Origin of the sequence: Streptomyces morookaense (assembly GCF_013030945.1) — a bacterium.
GTDB classification, from domain to species: Bacteria; Actinomycetota; Actinomycetes; order Streptomycetales; family Streptomycetaceae; genus Streptomyces; species Streptomyces morookaensis.
This window is the reverse complement of sequence record NZ_JABBXF010000033.1, coordinates 94,564-115,905: the sequence shown is the minus strand read 5'-3', so window position 1 is coordinate 115,905 and position 21,342 is coordinate 94,564. Positions and strand designations below refer to the sequence as shown.

The window sequence follows — 21,342 nt, the reverse complement described above, 5'->3', positions numbered from 1 at the left end:
GGCTCCCTTGGGTTGTCGCCCCGCAACGTTTCCGCGCTGCGGGGCGACGGTCGGGTAGGCGTCACTCGGTTCCGGGGATCTTCCGGGTCGACACCGCGATGCGGTTCCACGCGTTGATCGTGAAGATCAGCGCGATCAGCTGCGCCAGCTCCGACTCCTCGAAGTGGCGCGCGGCCTCCTCGTACACCGCGTCCGGGACGAACCCGTCCGTCAGGACGGTGACCGCCTCGGTCAGGGCGAGGGCGGCCTGCTCCTTCTCCGTGTAGAGCCCGGCTTCGCGCCACGCGTTCAGCTGGTAGATCCGCTCCTCGCTCTCGCCCGCCTTGCGGGCGTCCTTGGTGTGCATGTCGAGGCAGTACGCACAGTGGTTGACCTGGGACGCGCGGATCTGGACGAGCTCGACGAGCGTCGGGTCCAGGTCGGCGCGGGCGGCCGCGTCCAGGGCGATCATCGCCTTGAAGACCTTGGGGGCGGCCTTGGTGAAGTTCATTCGCTGAGCAGCAGTCATGTCACCGACCCTAGGAGGACAATCGCCCGTGTCTGTGGTGCAATTCCGGGGTGAAATCGATGGTCAATCCGCAAGGTGACCCCGGTGACGCGCCGGGCAGTGACCTGCATCTGGAACTGCCCGCGGAGCCCGGCAGCCGACGCGGTGCGCTGATGGCCGCGCTGCGCGAGGCGATACGCACCGGCCGGCTCGCCCCCGGCACCCGGCTGCCGCCCTACCGTTCGCTCGCCGCCGACCTCGGCCTCGCCCGCAACACCGTGGCGGAGGCGTACGCCGAGCTCGTCGCCGAAGGGTGGTTGACGGCCCGTCAGGGATCCGGCACCCAGGTCGCCCGGCGCGCCCAGCCGCCGAAGAGCGACACCCCGCGCCGTCCCACCACCCCCAACCGCCCGTCCCGACCCGCCTACAACCTCGTCCAGGGCACCCCGGACGCCTCCGCCTTTCCGCGCACCGCCTGGCTCGCCTCCGCACGCCGCGCCCTGACCGCGGCCCCCAACGACGCCTTCGGGCCGGGCGATCCGCGCGGACGCATCGAACTCCGGCACGCCGTGGCCGAGTACCTGGCCCGGGCCCGCGGTGTACGGGCGGACCCCGCCCGGATCGTCATCTGCTCGGGCTTCGCAGGGGCGTTGCGCCTGCTCGGCGAAGTGCGCAGCGGGACCGTCGCCGTGGAGGCGTACGGCCTCGGCCACTACCGCTCCCTGCTCGCCGCCGCCGGGCTGCGCACCGTCTCGCTGCCGGTGGACGCGCACGGGGCCTGTGTCGAGAAGCTCGACGGGACGCGCGCGCAGACCGTGCTGCTGACCCCGGCCCACCAGTTCCCCACGGGCGGCCCGCTGCACCCGGAGCGGCGGGCGGCGGTCGTGGACTGGGCGCGGGCGGGCGGCGGTCTGGTGCTGGAAGACGACTACGACGGGGAGTTCCGCTACGACCGGCAGCCGGTGGGCGCCGTGCAGGGCCTCGACCCGGAACGCGTGGTCTACATCGGCTCGGTCAGCAAGAGTCTCTCGCCGGCGCTGCGGCTGGGCTGGATGGTGCTGCCGGGGCATCTGGTGGACGACGTGGTCGCGGCGAAGGGCGACCGGGAGATGTTCGCGAGCGCCCTGGAGCAGCTGACCCTCGCGGACTTCATCGCGTCGGGCTCGTACGACCGGCACGTGCGCCGGATGCGCAAGCACTACCGGCGCCGCCGCGACCAGTTGATCGCCGTCCTCGCCGAGCGCGCCCCGCACGTCCGGGTCACCGGCATCGCGGCCGGGCTGCACGCGGTGCTCGAACTGCCGCCCGGCACCGAGCAGTCCGTGGTGCGGGCGGCCGCCTGGCAGGGGCTGGCCGTGGAGGGGCTCGGTCTGTACCGGCATGACGTGTGCGGGGCGGGCCCGTCCGACGGGCTGGTCGTCGGCTACGGCACGCCGCCGGAACACGCGTTTGCCGGTGCCCTGGAGGCGCTGTGCGGGGCGCTGCCGCCGGCGCCGTAAGCGCCCCGTCACGGTGCGCCCCGTAAGGGGCGCGGGACTGTGTCGGTATGCGGCTCCGCCGCGTGGGCGCGACCACGGCCCCGTAAGGGGCGCCCGGTGCGGGCGCTTCGGAGCGCGACCACAATGAACGCAATTCGCGATCATTGAGCGAGGAACCATTCCCGCGTCCGCTCCGGAATGCCCGGCGAGCTGCGGACCACCGTGTGCTGGAGGTCGGTGAGCGTCCTGGCGGCCAGCTGCCGCCGCCAGGCCAGCTCGGCCTCCCTCATGTACCGGGACACATGGCAGGGATGGTCCGTGACCTGCGATATCTGGCTCTGGGGCCCGCGGTGGCGGATCTCGGAACAGCGGAACGCCTTCTCCGGGCCCTCGATGGCGGCCACGATGTCCATCAGCGTGATGGCCCCGGGCTCGCGCGCCAGCCGGAAGCCGCCCCGCGGGCCGGGACTGGAGCTGACCACCCCGGCCCGGGTCAGCGCCTGCAGCTGTTTGCCGAGATAGGCCGGGGGAAGGTCGTAGAACGCGGCGAGCCGCGCCGCGGTCACCGCCCGCTCCGGGCCGACCCAGGCCAGGTTGAGGCAGGTGTGCAAGGCCCATTCCACGCCCTCGCTCATTCGCATGAACTGGATGGTATAGACGGGTAATTGGTCGTGCAAAATACTTGTACATGCTTCTACCTCAGAGGCAACTCCCACATGGGAGGAAGGCCCCTGAGGTAGTGGGAAATGTCAGGTCATCGCCGCCCGGTGCGCGAGGACGGTGCCGAGTTCCCGCTCCAGCCGGTTCAGGTCGTTCTTGTGGCCATGTGCTGCGATATGTCCGTCCGGGCGGACGAGGTAATAGCCCTGTTTGCCGCAACCCGTCGCCGCTCCGGCCGACTTGGGCAGCCGCACGACGGCGATCTGCGGCCAACGGGCCGCGATATGGCCGATTTCCGTCAGCCACGCACTGTCGGCCGCGGGCGTATGGAGGGCCAGCGTCCAGCCCGGCGGACCGTCCTGCGGCCCCCCGATACCGGCCGCGAGCGCGGCCTGCCGCGGGAACGTGCCGCCGACGCGGGCCCCGCCGGACAGCCGCCCCCGCAGCCGGCACGCGGCGCGGCCGCCCGGCAGCTGGGTGTCCCGCTCCGGCGCATAGGCCAGCCGCCGCCCCGCCATGACCGGCGTGTAGAAGCGGGACACGGCACCCGTGCGGTCCAGCAGCCGGAAGGCCGCGTCCCGGGCCAGTACCCGGCCGGGACCGTCCGCCATCCAGGCCCGGGTCTGGACGTCCGTGTCCCGGACGATCTTCCGCGTGGCCTCGGAGCGTTCGGGACCGTAGCCGTCGAGCAGGGAGGACGGCGACTCGCCGCGGATCACGGCGGCCAGCTTCCAGCCCAGGTTGTGCGCGTCCTGCAGCCCGTTGTTCATCCCCTGCCCGCCCGCCGGGCTGTGCACATGCGCCGCATCCCCCATGAGGAAGACCCGGCCCCGCCGGAACTCCGTGGCCCGCCGCGCGTGCACCCGGAACTCCGTCTGCCACACCGGCTCCGTCAGCCGCACCCCGCGCGGACCGCGCTCGTCCACCAGCGCCTGCATCATCGGCACCCCCACCTCGCCGCCGCCCTCGGGCATGACGGACAGGAAGCGGTGGACGCCGCCGGGCTGCGGAACGATCACCAACGTGCCCGTCGGCGCCTGGTAGTAGAGGATCTCGTCCCGCGGCAGCCGGCCCTCGACACGGGAGTCCACGAGCGCGAACGCCATCTCGTACGTCGTCCCCTGGAACCCGATGCCCAGCTGCCCGCGCACGGAACTGCCCGCCCCGTCCGCACCGATCACGAAGGGCACCCGGAACCGCTCCAGTACCGCGCCGGCATGCTCCAGCACGGCCGTGACGCCGTCCGTCGCCTCGATGCGGCCGGAGAAGTCCACGTCGTCCAGCGCCAGCAGCCGCACACCCCGCTCGATCTTGCCGCCCAGCGACCGCAGCCGCCGGGCGAGGATCCGCTCGGTCTCCGGCTGCGGCAACTGGCGCGCCCGCAGGTCCTCGGCGAACGTGAACGAGGCCAGCGGCCGCCGCTCGGAGAAGTAACTGAACGCCCGGATCGGCACGGAGGCCCGGCGGATCTCGTCGGCGACGCCCAGGTCCTCCAGGATGTCCAGCACCCGCGGCCACAGCGACAGCGCCTTGGGCACCCGCATCGGCTCCGCCGCCCGGTCGATCACGCGCACGCGCACACCGCGCCGCAGCAGCTCGCAGGCCGCGAGCAGACCGGTCGGCCCGGCACCGACCACGAGCACGTCGACGTCGGTCACGAGCTCCACTCCTGCGTCAGCCGCTCGTGCAGGCGCCGGGTGAGCTCGATCCGCTGCACCTTCATCGTGGCCGTGCGCGGCAGCTCGTCCAGCGTGAGCCGGACGGGCTCGGCCATCGGCGGGAAGTCCGCCACGGCCTCGCGCCAGCGCACCGGATCCAGCGGCAGGTCCTTGCGGGTGCACACCACCGGGAGCGGCTCGTCCTGCGGCCCGCGCAGCACCACCAGCTCGGTCAGCTCGTCCAGCCGGTCCAGGACGGTGTCCTCGACCTCCAGGGTGCTGTGGATCGTCGGGACGACGTCCACCTCGCGGTCCAGCAGGTGCAGACAGCCCTCCTCGGTCCGGTAGCCGACGTCCATGCCGCGCCACCAGCCGCCCTCCTGGACCTGGCCCGCATAGCGCTCGCCCTCGCCGTAGTACGTGAGCACCCGGCCCGCGGCCTGCACCTCGATGTATCCGGGGTGCTCGCGCGACGGCTCCTTGCCGCCCCGGGCGACGAGCCGGAACTTCGTGTCGCCGGGGAAGGCGTACCCCTGGCAGCGCCCGTCGGCACCCAGCGCCGTCTCGCGGGTGAACGCGCGGCCGACGAGCGGGCCCGTCTCGCTCTGCCCGTAGATCTGGTAGAAGACCGGGTGGTGCCGCTCCGAGGCGTGCAGCAGGCGGTGCATCGTGCTCGGGTGGATGGCGTCGAAGGTGCTGCTGAAGTACTTCACGTTCGCGAACGGCTTGCGCGGGTCGTCCGCCAACTCCTCCCACTCCATGAACGAGTTGGGGGCCGACTCGACGAACGCGGGCCGGTGCTCGGCGAAGAACGCGGCCACGTGGTCCGGTGTCGCATCGTCCATGACGAGGAACGGGACACCGCGCGGCAGCAGCACGGCGAGTGCGAGCGGCATGCGGGAGTGCACGTACGACACGTGCAGGGCGACGGTCTCTTGGCGCCGGACGAGGTCGAAGAGCTTGGCCTGCGGCCGGTAACGGCCGTGCAGCGTACGGGGCGTGTGCACCAGCAGCTTGGGCAGCCCCGTGGTGCCGGAGGTGTGCGTGATGAGCGCGGGCTCGTCCAGCTCCTGGACGACGGCCTCGACGCGGGGGGCGCCGGCCAGGCCGGCGAGCGCGACGGTGCCGGGGCGGGAACCGGCTACGACGAGCACGGCCTTGGTGATGTTGGCCAGTTGGGGGTCGCTGAGCGGCCCGTCGAGCTTGGCGAGGTCGGTCACCAGGTACGGCTGCTCCAGCCGGTCGAGCAGGGCCAGCACACTGGCCCCGTCCAGCCCCGGGGAGAGCTGCACGGGGACGGCGCCGATGCGGGCGGCGGCGCAGGACAGGACGTTGATGTCGAAGCCGGATGTTTTGTGGATGGCGACACGCTGGGCCGGGCGGACGCCCGCGGCCCAGAGCCGGGCGGCTATGTCATCGATGTGGTCGGCGAGGGCGGCGAAGGTGAATTGCCGTCCGGCGCCGGGGAGAAGCGGCATGTCGTGGTCGAGGGTGATGGGGGTGTCGCCGTATGCGGGTACGGCACGCTCGGCGACGAGGCCCATCTGGATTCCGGTGTCGCTTGCCGTGATCGGCAGCATGGGAAGCTCCTTTGTCGGGTGCGGGTGGGTGTGTGGTTGCTCGCGCAGTTCCCCGCGCCCCTTACGGGGCACGGAGTGAAGTCCGGCGCGGGGAACTGCGCGACCAGCCACAGCCGGCCCGCAGTCGAACCGTCAAGCGACAGGCACCCCTTCGGCGAGCCGCGCCAGCAAGGTGCCGGTGATCCGTGGCCCGTCCTGAGTGAGAACGGACTCGGCATGGAACTGCATCGACGCGAAGTGCGCCCCCCGCAGGGCATGCACCTCCCCGGTCTCCGGATCGCGGCTGACCTCGACGGAGTCGACACCCTCACCGTGCGCGGCGAACGTGTTGTAGAACCCGACACGCTCGGTGCGCCCGAACAGATCGATGCGCCTCTGCACCCCCTGGTTGGGCACCGCCCGCCGACGCAGTCCGAACCCCAGCTCCAGCGCCAGCACTTGATGGCTCAGGCACACGGCCAGAAACGGCCGCCGCTCCGCGAGGAGCCCCCGTACCGCCCCCCGAAGATGTGCAATCTTCGGGTGGGCCGCCTCGCGTGGATCCCCGGGCCCCGGCCCCAGGACGACCAGGTCGTACCCCTCGAACGTGTACGGCTCGTCGAAGCGGCGCACGGTCACGGCGAGCCCCATGGCCCGCAGCTGGTGGTCGATCATCGACGTGAACGTGTCCTCGGCGTCGACGACCAGCACCCGCCGCCCCTCCAGGGCCGGGTGCGTGTGCTGCCGCCCGGCCCCCGAGGCCAGCCAGAAGCCGGCGATCGTGTCGTTGCGGCGGGCGAGCGCCTCCCGGACGCTCGGGTGGGCGCCGAAGCGGGCGGACGGCCCGGCCTCCAGGGCCGCGAGCAGCCCCGCCGCCTTGGCCCGCGTCTCGGCGACCTCGGACGCCGGGTCCGAGTGCCGGACGAGCGTGGCACCGACGCCGATGCGCAGCCGCCCGGCCCGGTCGATGTCCGCGGTACGGATGAGGATCGCGGAGTCCAGCGTCCGCGCACCGTGCTCGTCGCGCCCGACGAGGGCGGCCACGCCGCTGTAGTACCCGCGGCCCTGCGGCTCGTGCCGGCCGATGACCCGGCAGGCGCTCTCCAGCGGGCTCCCGGTGACCGTGGGCGCGAACATCGTCTCGCGCAGGATCTCGCGCACGTCCCGGTCGGTGGTGCCCTCGATGAAGTACTCGGTGTGCGCCAGCCGCGCCATCTCCTTGAGGTACGGGCCGGTCACGCGCCCGCCCGTGTCGCAGATGCGGGCCATCATCTTGAGTTCCTCGTCGACGACCATGTACAGCTCGTCGGCCTCCTTGCGGTCGGCGAGGAAGTCCATGACCTCGGGCAGGCTGGGCCCGGCGGCCGGGTAGCGGTAGGTGCCGCTGATCGGGTTCATCACGGCCCGCCCGCCGTGCACGCTGATGTGCCGCTCGGGCGTGGCCCCCACGAACGTGCGACCGCCGGTGTGCACGAGGAACGTCCAGTACGCGCCGGACTCGCGTTCCATGAGCCGCCGGAAGAAGGTCAGCGCGTGCGCGGTGCCGTAGCCGGTGATGTCGGCCGTGAAGGAGCGCTTGATGACGAAGTTGGCGCCCTCGCCCTCCCCGATCTCGTCCGCGATCACCCGCCGGACGGTCTCCGCGTAGGCGTCGTCGTCGACGTCGAAGTGCTTGCCGGTGAGGGTGATCGGCACGTCGGGTATCCGGCCGAGCACTTCGCCGACGGGCAGAACCGCCTTCTCCGTGACCGACATGGCGAGCAGCGGGGAGCCGTCGTCGGCCGCCGTGAACCCGCGCTCGGCGATCTGCCGGTAGGGGACGAGGACGAGCACGTCGTCGCAGTCGTCCACCGGCAGGTCGGCGAGGGTCTCCGGGGCGGTGATGCGCCCGGCGAGCACATCGAGCGTGCCCGGCCCGGCCGTCTCGGGCCGGTGGAGGAGAGCAAAGGCGGCGGGCGGCCGGGGGCCGAGGATGCGGTCGAGCAGGCCGTCGTTCATGCTGCCGCCACGAGTGACTCGGTGGTGGCGACGACAGCACACCGCTCGGCGGCGTATGTGAGGGCCATGCGGTGGTACTCCTCGGAGAAGTCGGCGACGGCGTCGGCGGCGAGGAAGGCCTGGATGTCGTTGGTGTAGGCCTCGACGGCGGTCATCAGGACACCGACGTGCGCATAGACACCGGCGATGATCAGCTGGTCGCGGCCGGCGGCGCGCATGCGGTCGAGCAGTTCGGACTTGAAGAAGGCGCTGTAGCGCCACTTGGTGAACACCCAGTCGCCCGGGGCGGGCGCGAGCGGCTCGACGACCTGCCGGTCGGCGGGGTCGACGCGCATGCCGGGCCCCCAGAAGTCCTTGAGCAGCCCGCGCTGTTCGTCGGTCATCCCGCCGGGCTGCGCGGTATAGGCGACGGGCATCCCGTGCGCCTGCGCGGCGCGGCGGAGCCGGGTGGCATTACGGACGAGCTCGCGGCGGGGCCCCTCGGGGAGGGGCCGGAGAAAGTACCGCTGCATGTCGTGCAGGAGCAGCACGGCACGCGAGGGATCGGCGGCCCAGGAGGCGGTGTTGGCAGGCAACTCGTGGGCGGTGGGCATGGGGTAGGGGGTGATCGGGGGGATGCCGGGCATGAAGTGTCCTTGGGTGGGTGCGGGTCGGTTGTGGCTGGTCGCGCAGTTCCTCCCCCAGCTACCGCTGGGAGGTGCCCCCAGCGCCCCTTACGGGGCGCGGTGTGCAGTCGAATGCTCAACGCCCCAACGTCGCCCCGCCGTCCACGGTCAACTCGTGCAACGTGATGTGCCCGGCCTGCTCGGAGAGCAGAAAGGCCACGGCCTGCGCAACGTCCTCCGCCCGCCCCAACTTGCCGAGCGGAATGCCGAGTTTGAAGGTGTCGAGGCTGCCCTCGATGGTGCTCCGCACCGTGGTCCGCTCCGTCCACATCGAGCTCAGCATCGGCGTATCCGTCGACCCCGGTGCAACCACGTTGCACCGGATCCCGTACGGCGCCACCTCCAGCCCCAGCGACTTGGTGAACATCGCGGCCGCCGCCTTCGAGGCCGCATACGCGGCCATCCCATGGCGCGGTGTGCCGGCCGCGTTCGACGCCACCGTCACGATCGCCCCGCGCCGCCGTGCGGTCATGTGCCGCACCACGGCCCGGGACACGTGGAACACGCCCTTCGCGTTGACCGAGAACAGCGCGTCCCAGTCCTCGTCCCCGAAGTCCGAGTCCGGGTCCGCGACCGCGCCCGTCCGCAGCACGCCGGCCGCGTTGACCAGGCTCTCCACCGGGCCCAGCCGGTTCTCGACCTCGTCGACGACCGACGCGACGCGCGCCGCGTCGGTCACGTCGCACACGTACCCCTCCGCCCGCACCCCGGCGGCGGCCAGTTTCGCCACGGTGCCCCGCAGGGCCTCCGCGTCGCGGTCGACGGCCGCGATCACCACGTCGTCCCCGGCCCGGCCCAGCGCCAGCGCCACCGCCGCACCGATGCCGCTCGCGGCACCGGTGACCAGGGCAGTCCTCGTCCTCTTCTCCACGTCTGTCCCTCCTCCCGTCAGCCCTGCCACGCGGAGACCACCGTGACGGCCTGCCGCGGGTTGAGGCGCGGATCGCAGAAGCTCGTGTACTTGTCGCCCACGCGCCCCAGCGCGGAGGCGTCCGTCGCGCACTCGGTCACGTCGTCCGGCGTGGTCTCCAGATGCAGGCCGCCCGCGACGCCGCCCGCCGTGCGCACCGCGTGCTGGAAGCCGCGGACCTCGCGGACGACCGTGTCCACGAGCCGGGTCTTGAGCCCGTCCGGCCCGGCCACGGTGTTGCCGTGCATCGGGTCGGTGAGCCAGGCGACCGGATGCCCCGCGTCCCGCACCGCCGCCACCAGCGGCGGCAGCCGGTCGGCCACGACATCCGCCCCCATACGCGCGATGAGGGTCAGCCGGCCCGGCTCCCGGTCCGGGTCGAGCAGTGCGCACAGTTCCAGCAGTTCGTCCGTGCCCATGGCCGGACCGACCTTGCAGGCGACGGGGTTGGCGACCTCGGCCAGCAGGGCGACGTGCGCGCCGTCCGTGCGGCGGGTCCGTTCGCCGATCCAGGGCCAGTGCGTGGACGTCAGCCAGGCCCGCCCCTCCTCGTCCCGCCGCACGAGCGGCAGTTCGTAGTCCAGCAGCAGCGCCTCGTGGCTGGTCCACACCGGCGGGCAGCCGCCCGGGCGGCGGGCGGGGCCGCGCCAGCCGAGATGCGTCATGGCCTCCTGCGCGGCCCGGTACCCGGCCGTCAGCCGCTGCGGGTCGGGCCGGCGGCGATCCGGATGAGGCTCGGGATCATTGACCAAATGCCCGCGGTAGACGGGGAGTTCGGTGCCGTGGACGAGCTCGACCGGGCTGGACCGCGGCTTGGCGTACTGGCCCGCGATGCGCCCCGCCCGGACCACCGGCCGGTGCGTGATCATCTTCAGGACGCCGGCCAGCACGTCCAGCAGCCCGGCCTTGCGGGCCACGTACCCGGCCGTGCACTCCGCCGGGTCCTCCGCACAGTCGCCGGCCTGCACGACCTGCGCCTCCCCGCCGGCCACCAGGGCCAGGCGGTCGCGCAGCATGCGGATGTCGGAGGGCCGCACCAGCGCGGGCAGCGCGGCCAGTTCCTCGCGCACCCGCCGGGCCTGCGGTGCGGCGTCGCCCCAGTCGGGCTGCTGCAGGGCGGGTCTCAGACGTGCGTCGAGCAGTGCATTGTTCACGGAAGTCTCCAGGGCCGATGAAGCCGGTGAGGGAGGCCGGAAGGGGTTTGCCGTCAGGCAGCGGCCTCGAGGCCCCGGCGGAGCGCGGTCGTGATCTCGACGACCCGGCGCGACTGGTAGGCGATGGCGGCGAGATTGTCCTCGTCGACATTGCCCGGCTCGTTGCGCGAAACGCTGCTGACGCCATAGGGGTTGCCATTGGTCGGCGCCAGCTGGATCGGGTCGGCCACGCCCGGCGGAACGACAATGGCGCCCCAGTGGTAGAACGCATTGTTCAGCGCGAGAATCGTGCTTTCCTGACCGCCGTGCAGCGTGGCCGTCGAGGTGAAGGAGGACATCACCTTGTTCACCAGCCCGCGGCGGCTGTGCAGGGGCAGCGTGGTGTCGATGAACTGCTTCAGCGGGCCCGAGGGAAGCCCGTAGCGGCCGGGCGTTCCCCACAGCACCGCGTCGGCCCAGTCGAGGTCGTCGAGCGTGGCCTCCGGAATGTCACGGGTGGCCGCCACGTGCTCCGTCCACGCAGTATTCCAGGCGTCGTTGCCGGGCACGATCGTCTCCGCGCGGTCGGCGACCTTGCGCAGCCGGACCTCGGCACCGGCCTTTTCCGCGGATTCCGCCGCGGCCTCGGCGAGCCGGTGCACATTTCCGGTCGAGGAGGAGTAGATGACGGCAAGCTTGATCATGAAGGTGATGCCCCTCGGCGGGTGAGCGAACGGGAACGGATACGAACGGACCGAAGTGATCCGTTCCCGATGCTGCAAGGGCACCGCGGAAACTGCCAGGACAGCCGGGGGAGTTCGCCGGACTCCGTCAAAAGGCGGGCGGATCCATCAAGTCGGCGTGCGTCCGGTGACGGACCGTGTACGACCGTGCGGGAACCGCTGGTTCGCATCCTGGACGTTCCTTATCCTGATTCCCGCCCCCACCCGTTTCCTCGCCCATCGGACACCAGCCCACAACCCACAACCCGACAGCTCACAGAAGCCGGACCATTCCATGACAGAACGGGAGTTGACCGCCGTCGGCGGCGACCTGGACCGACTGGCGGCGGAAGGGGTGTCGCCGTGGCTCGACGGCGCCGGCAGGCGACTCCTCGCGTCGGGCGGCCTGGCGGATCTGGTCCGGCACCGGGGGGTGCGCGGGGCACGCCTGGACGCGGCGGTGCTGGCGGCTTCGCCGGCCGGCGCCGACGACGCGTATGACGAGTATGCGGAGCAACTCCGCTTCCTCGCCCACCGCGACGTGCGGCCGGACGCGGCGCTGCAGGCCCTGATCGCCTGCGACGCGCGCTGGGCCTGCGACGACCTCCTGCCGGTGTACGAGGCCACGCGGGGCCGGGAGGGCCATGTCTCGGCGGACGCCGGCCCGGACCCCCGGCCGGCCGACGCGGAGGCCCTGGTCCGCGCCGTCAACAGGCCCAATATCCTGGTGAAGATCCCGGCAACGTCCCCCACCGCCTTGGAGACCGTCCGCGCCTGCATCGGGCGCAGGATCGGCGTGCATGTCACGGAGATCTTCTCCCTGCGCCGCTACGGGGAGGTCGCCGACGCCTACACGACCGGCCTGGAACACGCCCGCGCCGCGGGCCACTCACTCTCCGGCATCGCCTCGGTGGCGGAGCTGCCGGTGGGCCGCATAGGCACCGAAGTGGACCGCCTTCTGGCCCGATTGGGCACCCCGCAGGCCCGCGCCCTGCGCGGCGAGGCGGGCCGGGCGGCGGCTCAGATGGTGTACGACGCGTACGAGGAACGCCTGGGCGGCGATCGCTGGGCCTCCCTCGCCGCATCCGGCGCCGTCCCCCAGACGGTGATGTGGTCGGGGGTGCGCTGCGTGGAGCGATATGTGGCCTGGGGCACGGCGGTGGCGCTGCCGTTGGGGCCGGGGAACGGGATATGCCCCCTGCCTTTGGAGGGCGACACGCTGAGCGGCCGGGAAGCGGCGGGCCGGGCGGTGTGGGGGGCGCTGGGCAGGCTGGGGGTGTCGTACGGCGCGGTGTGCCGGACCCTGGAGGACAGGAGCAGGGAGGCGGCGCGAGGAACATGGCGCCGGGTGCGGGAGGCGGTGGGGGAGCCGGTGCTTCCGGTGTCGGAAACCGTCACTTTCGGCGGGCAGAAATAACAGTTTCCGGCACCGGAAGCATGTCGAGAACCGGCGGACGGCTCCGCCGCCCGGCTCACGTTGAGCCTGCCGGAACGGGAGTACCTGTCGAGCCTCACCCGCGAGCGGTGAGTTCGGCCGTTCGGGCTGAAAGGTGTCTGGCTGCCGAGCAGGATTCGCGGTAGCGAGGTGAGTGCGGGTGACGGGCCCGCGCCCCTCGGCACCGGGGAGGTGGGGTGCGGTGACGGACGAGGCTTCCCAGCCGCCGCTCGGCTGGCGGTACTGCGGGAACCAGATCAAGCTGTGGCGCACGGGCGCAGGGTTCACGCGGGAGGAGCTCGCCAAGGAGGCGGGGTACGGGTACGCGACCATCGAGTCGATGGAGCTGGGGAGGCGGCGGCCGACCGAACGGGTGCTGCAGATCGCGGACGAGATGTTCGGGGCACGGGGGAAGTTGCTCGCCGGGAAGGAGTATCTGCAGCCCGAGTCGGTTGTTCCGGTGCGGACGCAGGAATATATGCGGTACGAGGCCAAGGCGGTCGCCGTCAGCACCTATCGCCCGTTGACGTTTCCCGGACTGCTCCAGACCGAGGAGACGATGCGCACGATGTTTGCCACTCGCTGGCCTCCCCTGGATGACGAGTCGATCGACGAACTCGTGGCGGTCCGACTGGCTCGGCAGCCGCTTCTGCAGAAGCCGACGACATCGTTCAACTTCATCATCCAGGAGGCGGTGTTGCACCATCAGCTCGCCGGTGCCGAGGCGCACCGGCGCCAGCTACGTCGCCTGCTGGAGGTAGGTGCTCAGCGCAACGTGAACGTTCAGGTGATGGAGACGGGGGGCTGCCACTCCGGGCTCAGTGGGTCTTTCAGCCTCCTGGATCTGCCCGACCATGATCGCCTCGCTTACGTGGAGGGACAGTTGGTGCAGCTGCTCTACGGCTCCGCAGAACAAGTGAGCCTCCTGTCCCAGCGCTTCGCGGCGATCGCCGGTCAGGCCCTCCGTCCCAAGGAATCAGCGGAAATCATCAGCAGGTTGGCGGAGGCACTGTGAACACGGACCGAATATGGATCAAGTCCAGCTTCAGCGACGACACGGGGGAATGCATTGAAGTCGCCGCCTGCCCGTGCATCGTCCTCATCCGGGACTCGAAGCTCGGCAACAGCCCGCAGATAAGACTCTCACCGGCCGCCTGGATGGCCTTCATAGGGCACACCGAGTAGGCCAGCGCCCCGAAGGGGCGCGGGGAACTGCGCGAGCAACCACGGCGCACCCGCAGTCGAGGTATTCGGGGCTGCGCCCCGGACCCCTGCCGGCCGGTGGGGGCTGGTCGCGCAGTTCCCCGCGCCCCTTACGGGGCGCTGCAAGACCGTGGCACCCCCTACCGCCCCAGCGCCCGGTCCGTCAGCGCCCCCGCAACCCCCACATACCCAGCGGGGTCGCACAGTTCCGCCAGTTCGTCCGCCGTGAAGTGCTGCGCAAGCAGCTCCGGCAGCGGCTTCCCACCGGCCCTGGACTCCTCCGCCGCCCGCGTCAGGGCCCGTTTCGCCTCCGCCTTGCCCAGCCGCGGTGCCAGTACCGCCGCGATCCGTTCCGTCACCACCTGCGCGCCGGTCAGCGCCAGGTTGGCCCGCATGCGGTCCGGGTGCACGGTCAGGCCCTCGGCCAGTTCCGCCGCGGTGTGGGCGGCGCCTCCCGTCAGGCGGAGGCACTCCCGTAGCAACTGCCACTCGGCGTGCCAGACGCCCGCCGAGCGTTCGTCCTCGGTCAGCAGGGCTTGCGTCAACCCTGCGGCGATCACCGGCACTTGCAGCGCCGCGCTTCTCACCAGCGTCGCCAGCACCGGGTTCTGCTTCTGCGGCATGGCCGACGAGCTTCCCCGCCCCGTCACCGCCGCCTCCGTGACCTCCCCGACCTCCGTGCGCGTCAGGGCCAGCACATCCACGGCGATCTTTCCCAGTGCCCCTGCCGTGAAGGCCAGGGCCGAGCCCAGGTCGGCCAGGGGGGTTCGCAGCGCGTGCCAGGGCAGGACCGGCGCCGCCAGACCCGTCTCCTCCGCGAACGCCGCCTGCAGTCGGCCCGCGTACGCGGCTCCGTCCAGGACGCCCTCCAGGCGCGCGTACTCCACGTACCCCGCCAGCGTCCCCGCCGCCCCGCCGAGCGAGACCGGGAGCCGGGCCTCCACCTCCGCCAGCCGCGCATCCGCGTCCAGCACCAACTGCCGCCAGCCGGCCGCCTTCAGGCCGAACGTCGTCGGTACGGCGTGCAGGGCCAGGGTGCGGCCGGGCATCAGCGTGTCCCGGTGTTCGGCCGCAAGTACCGCCAACCCGCGTGCCGTTCGGGCCAGGTCCGCCCGTATCAACCCCATCGTCCGCCGCGCCACCAGCATCGCGCCCGTGTCCAGGATGTCCTGGCTCGTCGAGCCCCGGTGCACATACTCCGCAGCCTTCGGATCCGTCTCCGCGACGACCCGGGTGAGGGCCTGGACCAGGCCCACGACCGGGTTCGCCGTCTCCCGCGCCGCGAGGGCCAGCCCCCGCAGGTCCATGGCCTCCGCGCGGGCCGCGGCCGTGATGGTGGCCGCGGCCTTCGCGGGCAGGGTGCCGAGGCGGGCCTGGGCGCGGGCCAGGGCCGCCTCCGCGTCGAGCATGGCCTGCAGCCAGGCCCGGTCGCAGACGGCCGCTTCGGCGGGGGTGCCGGCCCGGACGGGGGAGAGGAGGCCGGCGTCCTCCAGGGCGTCGGTCACACGATCACCCCCGTCAGCTCCGACTCCGGGCGCACCGGGCGCAGTGCCACCGGTACATGGGCGACCGGCGGGAGGGCCAGTACCGCGCGGGCGATGGCGTCCGAGTCGCCGAGCGTGACCGAGTCGACGCCGGGGCGGATGCCGGCCGCGGTCACCCAGTGCACGGCCTCGGTCGGGACGCCGTAGGCGAAGCGGCGCGGGTGGGCGTGGCCGCGGCCGTCGATGACGTGGTACGGGCGTTCGGTGACCGCGAGGCCGCCGGTCTCGTAGCTGCTGCCGGTGGCGGCGTCGATGCGGAAGGTCGTGATCTGGTCGGTGTTGAGCAGGTGCCGCAGCAGCGGGTCGGCGGTGCGGCGCAGGTCGGGTTCGGGGAGCCGGGCCTCGATCAGGACCTTGGAGCGGATCGGTTCGCCCGGTACGAGGTCCGAGCTCGCCGTGAACGCCGCCGCCTCCGTCGTGTCGATGCGGACGACCGTGCCCGGTCCCGTCACCTCCAGCACGCCCGCCTCGATCAGCGCGATCATCTCCTCGATGCGCTGTGCCGGCGGGCCGATGGAGAGGAAGGCGTTGAGCGGGGTGTACCAGCCGTCGAGGTCGTCGCGGTGCGAGGTGCCTTCGAGGCCGCCGTGGTCGACGGCGAGGCGGATCTCGTTGCGCAGGTCGCGCATGACGTCGAGGGCGGCCTTGAGCGGGCCGCTGACGTTGCCGGCGCGGGCGGCGCGCACGTCCTCGGCGAGGTAGGTCAGCAGCCAGGCGCGGAAGTCCTCGCGGGACGCGAACTCCCGGTCGCCGTAAGGCTTCGAGAGGCGCTCCCAGCTCCAGCGGTCGGCCGGCGGGATGCGGTGCTCGTCGAGCAGGGCGTCCCGCTCGTCCTCGTCCTCCAGGGCCAGGAACCGGACCGTGAACGGCTCGCGTTCGTCCGCCCTCCCCCACGACTCCAGCAGCGTGCCGTAGTAGACGCTCTCCACCTCGCGGGCGATGAGCGGCCACAGGTCGGTGCCGAAGCGGACGGGGATGCCGACGGCCGCGCGGTCGCGCAGGGTCGCGATGTGCTCGGCGGTGAGGAGGCGCGGGAAGTAACGCCCGTACGCTCCCTTCTCGTTCTCGCCGCGTGCGTGGTACGGGATGCCGCGCCGGGAGAAGGCGTACAGCTTCGGTTCCCGGCCCGACGGCCGGTACGTCAGGCGTCCCCCGGTGTCGCGGTCGAAGGTGCCGCCGCGGCCTGCCGTGAACAGGGCCATGTGGTCGAAGAAGTTGAGGCCGAGCCCGCGCAGCAGGACGGGTTCGCCGGGGCGGATCGCCGTCAGGTCGACATCGGCCGGGTTGGCGGGCGTGATGTAGCCGAGGTGGTGGATGCGGGCGAGGCTGGCGGTGCGGGCCTCGCGGGGCGAGAGGTGGGCGGGGACGTGGCCGAGGGCCATGACGATGGCGTCCAGGCGGTTCAGCCGGGTGCCGTCCTCCAGGCGGATGCCCTGCGGGCCGCCGGGGACTCCCTCGGTGTCGGCCATGGCCACGGCGTGCGAGCGGTGCACGACGACTTCGACGTGCTGCGGTGCCCGGTCGACGACGTGCCGGAAGCAGTCGTGCAGATAGCGGCCGTAGAACGCACGCGTGGGGTAGGTGTCGGGGCCCAGCCGGCGGGCCTCGGCCACGGTGTCGGGGTCCTGGCCTTCCACGGCTTCGCTCCGGGCCCACTCGTAGAGGCTCGGGCCGGGCTCGACGGGGCCCTCGATCCGGGCGCTGTCGTCCGTGAAGACCGTGATCTGCGAGGCCACGGTGTTCATCAGGAGCTCGCGGGACTGCTCGGGCCGCCAGACCGTGCCGGCGCCGGGGGCCGCGGGGTCGACCACGTGGACGGTCACGGAGCGGTGCGAGGGCGTGGCGCGCTCGTTGGCGCACAGCCGCTCCAGGACGGACAGTCCGCGCGGCCCGGCACCGACGATGCAGACCTCGATGGGGCTCTTGTCGCTCACTGGGCTCCGCCCTTCCCGGCCTGGAGGAGCCTGGCGAGCTCCACGCGCTTGATCTTGGTGGTGGCGGTGTGCGGCAGGTCCTCCAGGCGCCACTGGACGGGGTCCGCCATGGGGGCGAGACCGCGGACGGCGGCCTGCCAGGCGACCTGGTCGAGGGGTTTGTCGTCCTTGGTGCAGACGACGGGGACGGCCGTGCCGTGCCCGCCCGGCACGATGATGACCTCGACGAGCTCGGGGAGCCGCGCGAAGAGCGTGTCCTCGACGGCGAGGGTGCTCTCGATGCCGGGGATCACGTCGATCTCGCGGTCGAGCAGGTGCAGGCAGCCGCGCTTCGTGCGGTAGCCGACGTCGCCCATGCGCCACCAGTCGCCGTCGGCGGTCTGCTGCTCCCAGCGCTCGTGCTCGCCGAGGTAGGTGATGATGCGGCCGTCGCTGCGGACCTCGATGTTGCCGGGATTGGTCCGGGACGGCGGGTTGCCGTCGCGGCTGACGACGCGCACGCCCGTCATCCCGGGGAACGGGACGCCGACACAGCGCCCGTCGGCCTCCGCGCCGCGGCCCTTGGTGTATGTGCGGGCGGCGATCGGGCCGACCTCGCTCTGCCCGTACGCCTGGGCGAACAGCGGGTGTTCGCGCCGCGAGGCGCCGAGCAGGCGGTGCACGGTGCGGGGGTGGATGGCGTCGAAGGTGCTGCTGAAGTACTTCACGTTCGCGAGCGGCCGCCGCGGGTCGTCCACGAGTTCTTCCCAGCGCATGAACGAGTTGGGGTGCGCCTCGATGAACCCGGGCGGCGCCTGGGCGAAGATCTCGCCGACGGTGGCCGGGTCGTCGTCGCGGAGCACGATCAGCGGGTGTCCCTGGAGGACGGCGATGGGCATGGCCGTGAACATCCGCGAATGCACGAACGACACGTGCACGGCGAGCGGTTCGCGCTTGCTGACGAAGGCCACGACGGAGGCCTGCGGCCGGTATCGGGCCTGGAACGAACGGCCCGTGTGCACGGCGAGCTTGGGTGTGCCCGTGGTGCCGGAGGTGTGTGTGACGAGGGTGGGGTGGTCCGGCGACATGGTGACGGGCGCGACGCGGGGGGAACCGGCGAGCGAGGCCAGCGGGGTCGCCCCGGTGTGGCTGCCGGAGGTGAGCAGCACCTGCTCGGCGAGGCCGAACACCGTGTCCGGGAGGTCGTGTTCGAGCTTGGCCCCGTCGGTGACCAGGTGCGGGCGGTCGACGCGGCGGATGAGCTCGGCGACGGTCGCGCCGTCGAGCTTCGACGAGAGCAGCACCGGGACGGCGCCGAGGCGGGCCACGGCGCAGGCGAGGAGGGAGATGTCGAAGCCGTCGGTCTTGTGGACGACCACGTGTTCCCCGGGCCGCACCCTTGCGGCCCACAGCCGGGAGGCGAAGTCGTCGATCAGCTCGGCCAGTTCGGTGAGAGTGAGCCGGGTGCCGAGCTGCGGGGCGATGTCCAGCGTGTGGTCCAGGACCACCGGGCCCGCCGGGTGCCGGGCCGCGGCGCGGTCGAAGAGCGTGCCGAGCCGGATTCCTCTGTTGCCGATGCGCTGGAGAATCACCGGTCGCTCTTTTCGGATTTCTCGATGACGGCCTTGATACGGGCGAGCGTGACGTGCAGGTCGTCGACGAGTTTCGCGGACCAGTCGTGCACGAAGCGGCGGCGGCCGTCCTCGTCCAGGCCGGCGACTATTTTGTGGATTCCCTCGGTGGCGCGGCCCATCCGGAAATGGTGGGTGAGGAGGGAGGCGGCGTCGCCGGCGGGTTCGATGTCGAATCCCCAGAGGCTTTCCTGGTTCTCCCGGGCGTGGGTGAGCATCACCCACCGGAACGTCCGTCCCGGCTCGGCGGCCACCACGCGGGCCTCGGTGTACCAGGTGCCCCGCACGAGCGGGGCCCAGGCGACGACGTCCTCGCTCCGCAGGTTCTCACCCCGGAACACGGCGCCGACGGCGGCCGGTTCCCCGTGGATCCATTCACCGCCCCGGCATTCGGGGCTCCATTCGGAACTGCGGCGCAGGTCGCTCACGACGGAATAGATTTCGAGGGGGGACGCGCTGACGCGCGTTTCTGCGCGGACCTCGAAAAGGGGGACGGAATCGATGATGGATTCGCTCATGGCGTTTACCATGCCGGTGGCTTTGGGGGCGGGTCAAAGGTGCGGGTGAATTGTTGTCAAGTTGGCTTCCACGGCGCCCCGTGGCGCCCCTTACGGGGCGCGCAGCACCAACTTGCCCCGCACCTCTCCCGCCTCCACCCGCCGGTGCGCCTCCGCGGCCTCGCTGAGCGGCAGCACCTCCACGGCCCGCGGCCGCAAAAGCCCGCTTGCCGTCAACCGGTTGATGGCCGCCGCCGCATCCGCCAGTTCGCTCGTCGTCGCCTGCGAGATCGCAAAGCCGGTCACCGAGCAGTCCTTCAGGTACAGCGGCCCCACCGGCAGCACCGGCCGCGTGCGCAGCCCGGCCATCACCACCACGCGCCCCCGTTTCGCCAGCAACTCCACGGCCGACGAAAGATCGTTCCGGCCCGACGTGTCCACGTACACGTCGACCCCGCCGGGGTACACCGCCTCCGGATCCCGGTAGTCGATCACCTCGGCCGCGCCCAACGCGCGGCAGTAATCCGCATCTTCGGCCCGGGACGTGGCAACGACCCGGGCCCCGGCCTGTGCCGCCATCACCACCAGGGCGCTGCCCACATTGCCCGCCGCCCCGGCGACCAGGACCGTCTCACCGGCCCGCAGCCGACCGTGCGTGAACAGGGCCAAGTAGGCCGTGGCGGCCGGGTGGGCGAGGGCCACCGCCTCCACCGGGTCCACACCGTCGGGCAGCCGGTAGAGGCGGTCGGCCGGTACCACCACGCGCTCGGCCGCGGCGCCCTGCCGCCCGTCGTGGCCCATGCTGTTGCACCACACCCGGTCCCCGGGGCGGAACCCGGGTGCCCCGGGCCCCGCCTCGGCCACCGTGCCGACGAGGTCGCGGCCCACGACGAACGGGAACGTGAGCGGCGTGCGCCACGCACCCGAACGCACGAAGGTGTCCACGTGGTTGACGGCCGTCGCCGTCACCTCGACCACCACGTCGGTCGGCCCCGGCTGCGGAACGGGCAGTTCGCCGTAGCGGATGACCTCCGGCGGCCCGAGCTCTTCTGTATAAGCGGCGCGCATGATCACGGGCCGATCGTGGCACCGTGCGCGAGCGGCCGTCTGCGGCCGTACGGGTTTTCCCGGGAGGTCTGTCAAGTCGGCAAGCCCCGATTGGCCCAGGGAATCGGTCCCCAAGTGGCCTGCGGCCCTGGTCCAGTGGCCGGTTAGGTTCGGTGCATGACCGAGAACCCCACCACCGTCGACTTCTACTTCGATGCCGCCTGCCCCTTCGCCTGGATAGCCTCCCGCTGGATCCTGGAGGTCGAGGCGCAGCGCGACATCGAGGTGCGCTTCCACGCGATGAGCCTGTTCCTGCACAACGTCGGCAACGAGCTGCCGGACTGGTACCGCGAGCTCGTCGACAAGTCCATCGGCCCCGCCCGTGTGGCCGCCGCCGTCGCGCAGCACCACGGCGAGGAGCGGCTGCACGACCTCTACACGGCCTTCGGCACCCGCATCCACCAGCAGAAGAACGACGACTACGACGCCGTCGTCCGCGAGTCGCTGGCCGAACTCGGGCTGCCCGCCGGGCTGGCCGACGCCGCGCACGGCACCGACTACGACGAGGCCCTGCGCGCGAGCCACGACGCGGGCAAGGACCCGGTGGCCGAGGCGTACGTCGGCACCCCGACGATCCACATCGACGGTGTCGCGTTCTTCGGGCCCGTCCTCAGCTCGATCCCGCGCGGCGAGGATGCGCTGAAGGTCTTCGACGGCGTCCGCCTGCTGGCCGGCTACCAGGACTTCTTCGAGCTGAAGCGGACGCGTACGGGATCGCTGGACGTCCACTGATGCCCGTGCG

Annotated in this window: 19 protein-coding genes; 5 read left to right on the top strand and 14 right to left on the bottom strand. The window is 72.0% G+C overall.

Features of this window, described 5'->3' with window-relative positions; translation table 11 throughout:
• Positions 1 to 61: 61 nt before the first annotated feature.
• Positions 62 to 508: a carboxymuconolactone decarboxylase family protein gene (locus tag HG542_RS16400; protein WP_171082059.1), complete on the bottom strand. Its 447-nt coding sequence runs from the start codon at positions 506 to 508 to the stop codon at positions 62 to 64.
• 59 nt (positions 509 to 567) lie between these two features.
• Between HG542_RS16400 and pdxR the strand changes: the two genes are divergently transcribed.
• Complete coding sequence (pdxR, locus tag HG542_RS16395; RefSeq protein ID WP_171082057.1) at positions 568 to 1,986, top strand: MocR-like pyridoxine biosynthesis transcription factor PdxR; 1,419 nt, start codon at positions 568 to 570, stop codon at positions 1,984 to 1,986.
• A 140-nt stretch (positions 1,987 to 2,126) separates the two neighbouring features.
• Here pdxR and HG542_RS16390 read toward each other — a convergent pair whose 3' ends face one another.
• The 8 genes from HG542_RS16390 to HG542_RS16355 form a co-directional block, all read right to left on the bottom strand.
• Positions 2,127 to 2,600 carry an RrF2 family transcriptional regulator gene (locus HG542_RS16390; protein ID WP_171082110.1) on the bottom strand — a complete coding sequence of 158 codons (474 nt, stop codon included), beginning with the start codon at positions 2,598 to 2,600 and terminating at the stop codon, positions 2,127 to 2,129.
• A gap of 114 nt (positions 2,601 to 2,714) precedes the next feature.
• On the bottom strand, positions 2,715 to 4,283 hold the full coding sequence (locus HG542_RS16385) for an FAD-dependent monooxygenase (protein WP_218039049.1): 1,569 nt from the start codon (positions 4,281 to 4,283) through the stop codon (positions 2,715 to 2,717).
• Positions 4,280 to 5,863, bottom strand: a complete 1,584-nt coding sequence (locus HG542_RS16380) for a class I adenylate-forming enzyme family protein (RefSeq protein ID WP_171082054.1) — start codon at positions 5,861 to 5,863, stop codon at positions 4,280 to 4,282. The genes HG542_RS16385 and HG542_RS16380 overlap by 4 nt, the downstream gene beginning before the upstream one ends.
• Positions 5,864 to 5,995: 132 nt before the next feature.
• Complete coding sequence (locus HG542_RS16375) at positions 5,996 to 7,840, bottom strand: anthranilate synthase family protein (protein ID WP_171082053.1); 1,845 nt, start codon at positions 7,838 to 7,840, stop codon at positions 5,996 to 5,998.
• Positions 7,837 to 8,466 carry an isochorismatase family protein gene (locus HG542_RS16370; protein ID WP_171082052.1) on the bottom strand — a complete coding sequence of 210 codons (630 nt, stop codon included), beginning with the start codon at positions 8,464 to 8,466 and terminating at the stop codon, positions 7,837 to 7,839. The genes HG542_RS16375 and HG542_RS16370 overlap by 4 nt, the downstream gene beginning before the upstream one ends.
• A 115-nt stretch (positions 8,467 to 8,581) precedes the next feature.
• The gene (locus HG542_RS16365; protein ID WP_171082051.1) at positions 8,582 to 9,376 is read right to left on the bottom strand and encodes a 2,3-dihydro-2,3-dihydroxybenzoate dehydrogenase; all 795 of its coding nucleotides are present in this window, start codon (positions 9,374 to 9,376) and stop codon (positions 8,582 to 8,584) included.
• A gap of 17 nt (positions 9,377 to 9,393) precedes the next feature.
• Positions 9,394 to 10,569 carry a 3-deoxy-7-phosphoheptulonate synthase gene (locus tag HG542_RS16360; RefSeq protein WP_171082050.1) on the bottom strand — a complete coding sequence of 392 codons (1,176 nt, stop codon included), beginning with the start codon at positions 10,567 to 10,569 and terminating at the stop codon, positions 9,394 to 9,396.
• 53 nt (positions 10,570 to 10,622) lie between these two features.
• The gene (locus tag HG542_RS16355) at positions 10,623 to 11,252 is read right to left on the bottom strand and encodes a flavodoxin family protein (protein ID WP_171082049.1); all 630 of its coding nucleotides are present in this window, start codon (positions 11,250 to 11,252) and stop codon (positions 10,623 to 10,625) included.
• 313 nt (positions 11,253 to 11,565) lie between these two features.
• Here HG542_RS16355 and HG542_RS16350 point away from each other — a divergent pair, with 313 nt between their 5' ends.
• The 3 genes from HG542_RS16350 (at position 11,566) to HG542_RS16340 (ending at position 13,890) form a co-directional block, all read left to right on the top strand.
• Positions 11,566 to 12,687 (top strand): transaldolase family protein, encoded by a 1,122-nt coding sequence (locus tag HG542_RS16350; protein ID WP_171082048.1) that lies wholly within the window; start codon positions 11,566 to 11,568, stop codon positions 12,685 to 12,687.
• Positions 12,688 to 12,907: 220 nt separating this feature from the next.
• Positions 12,908 to 13,720, top strand: coding sequence for a helix-turn-helix domain-containing protein (locus HG542_RS16345; protein ID WP_171082047.1), 813 nt, complete (start codon positions 12,908 to 12,910; stop codon positions 13,718 to 13,720).
• Entirely contained in the window at positions 13,717 to 13,890 is a 174-nt protein-coding gene (locus tag HG542_RS16340; RefSeq protein ID WP_171082046.1) for a DUF397 domain-containing protein, read from the top strand. Before HG542_RS16345 ends, HG542_RS16340 begins: the two co-directional genes overlap by 4 nt.
• 158 nt (positions 13,891 to 14,048) lie before the next feature.
• Here HG542_RS16340 and HG542_RS16335 read toward each other — a convergent pair whose 3' ends face one another.
• The 5 genes from HG542_RS16335 to HG542_RS16315 form a co-directional block, all read right to left on the bottom strand.
• Positions 14,049 to 15,413 carry a nitrosuccinate lyase gene (locus tag HG542_RS16335; protein WP_171082045.1) on the bottom strand — a complete coding sequence of 455 codons (1,365 nt, stop codon included), beginning with the start codon at positions 15,411 to 15,413 and terminating at the stop codon, positions 14,049 to 14,051.
• Positions 15,410 to 17,386, bottom strand: a complete 1,977-nt coding sequence (locus HG542_RS16330; protein WP_171082044.1) for an FAD/NAD(P)-binding protein — start codon at positions 17,384 to 17,386, stop codon at positions 15,410 to 15,412. Before HG542_RS16330 ends, HG542_RS16335 begins: the two co-directional genes overlap by 4 nt.
• Positions 17,383 to 18,957, bottom strand: coding sequence for a class I adenylate-forming enzyme family protein (locus HG542_RS35105; protein WP_171082042.1), 1,575 nt, complete (start codon positions 18,955 to 18,957; stop codon positions 17,383 to 17,385). The genes HG542_RS16330 and HG542_RS35105 overlap by 4 nt, the downstream gene beginning before the upstream one ends.
• Complete coding sequence (locus HG542_RS16320) at positions 18,954 to 19,514, bottom strand: SRPBCC family protein (RefSeq protein WP_171082040.1); 561 nt, start codon at positions 19,512 to 19,514, stop codon at positions 18,954 to 18,956. The genes HG542_RS35105 and HG542_RS16320 overlap by 4 nt, the downstream gene beginning before the upstream one ends.
• 90 nt (positions 19,515 to 19,604) lie before the next feature.
• Entirely contained in the window at positions 19,605 to 20,561 is a 957-nt protein-coding gene (locus tag HG542_RS16315; protein ID WP_171082108.1) for an NADPH:quinone reductase, read from the bottom strand.
• Between the two features lie 156 nt (positions 20,562 to 20,717).
• Between HG542_RS16315 and HG542_RS16310 the strand changes: the two genes are divergently transcribed.
• The gene (locus HG542_RS16310) at positions 20,718 to 21,332 is read left to right on the top strand and encodes a mycothiol-dependent nitroreductase Rv2466c family protein (protein WP_171082038.1); all 615 of its coding nucleotides are present in this window, start codon (positions 20,718 to 20,720) and stop codon (positions 21,330 to 21,332) included.
• The last annotated feature ends 10 nt before the right edge of the window (positions 21,333 to 21,342 follow it).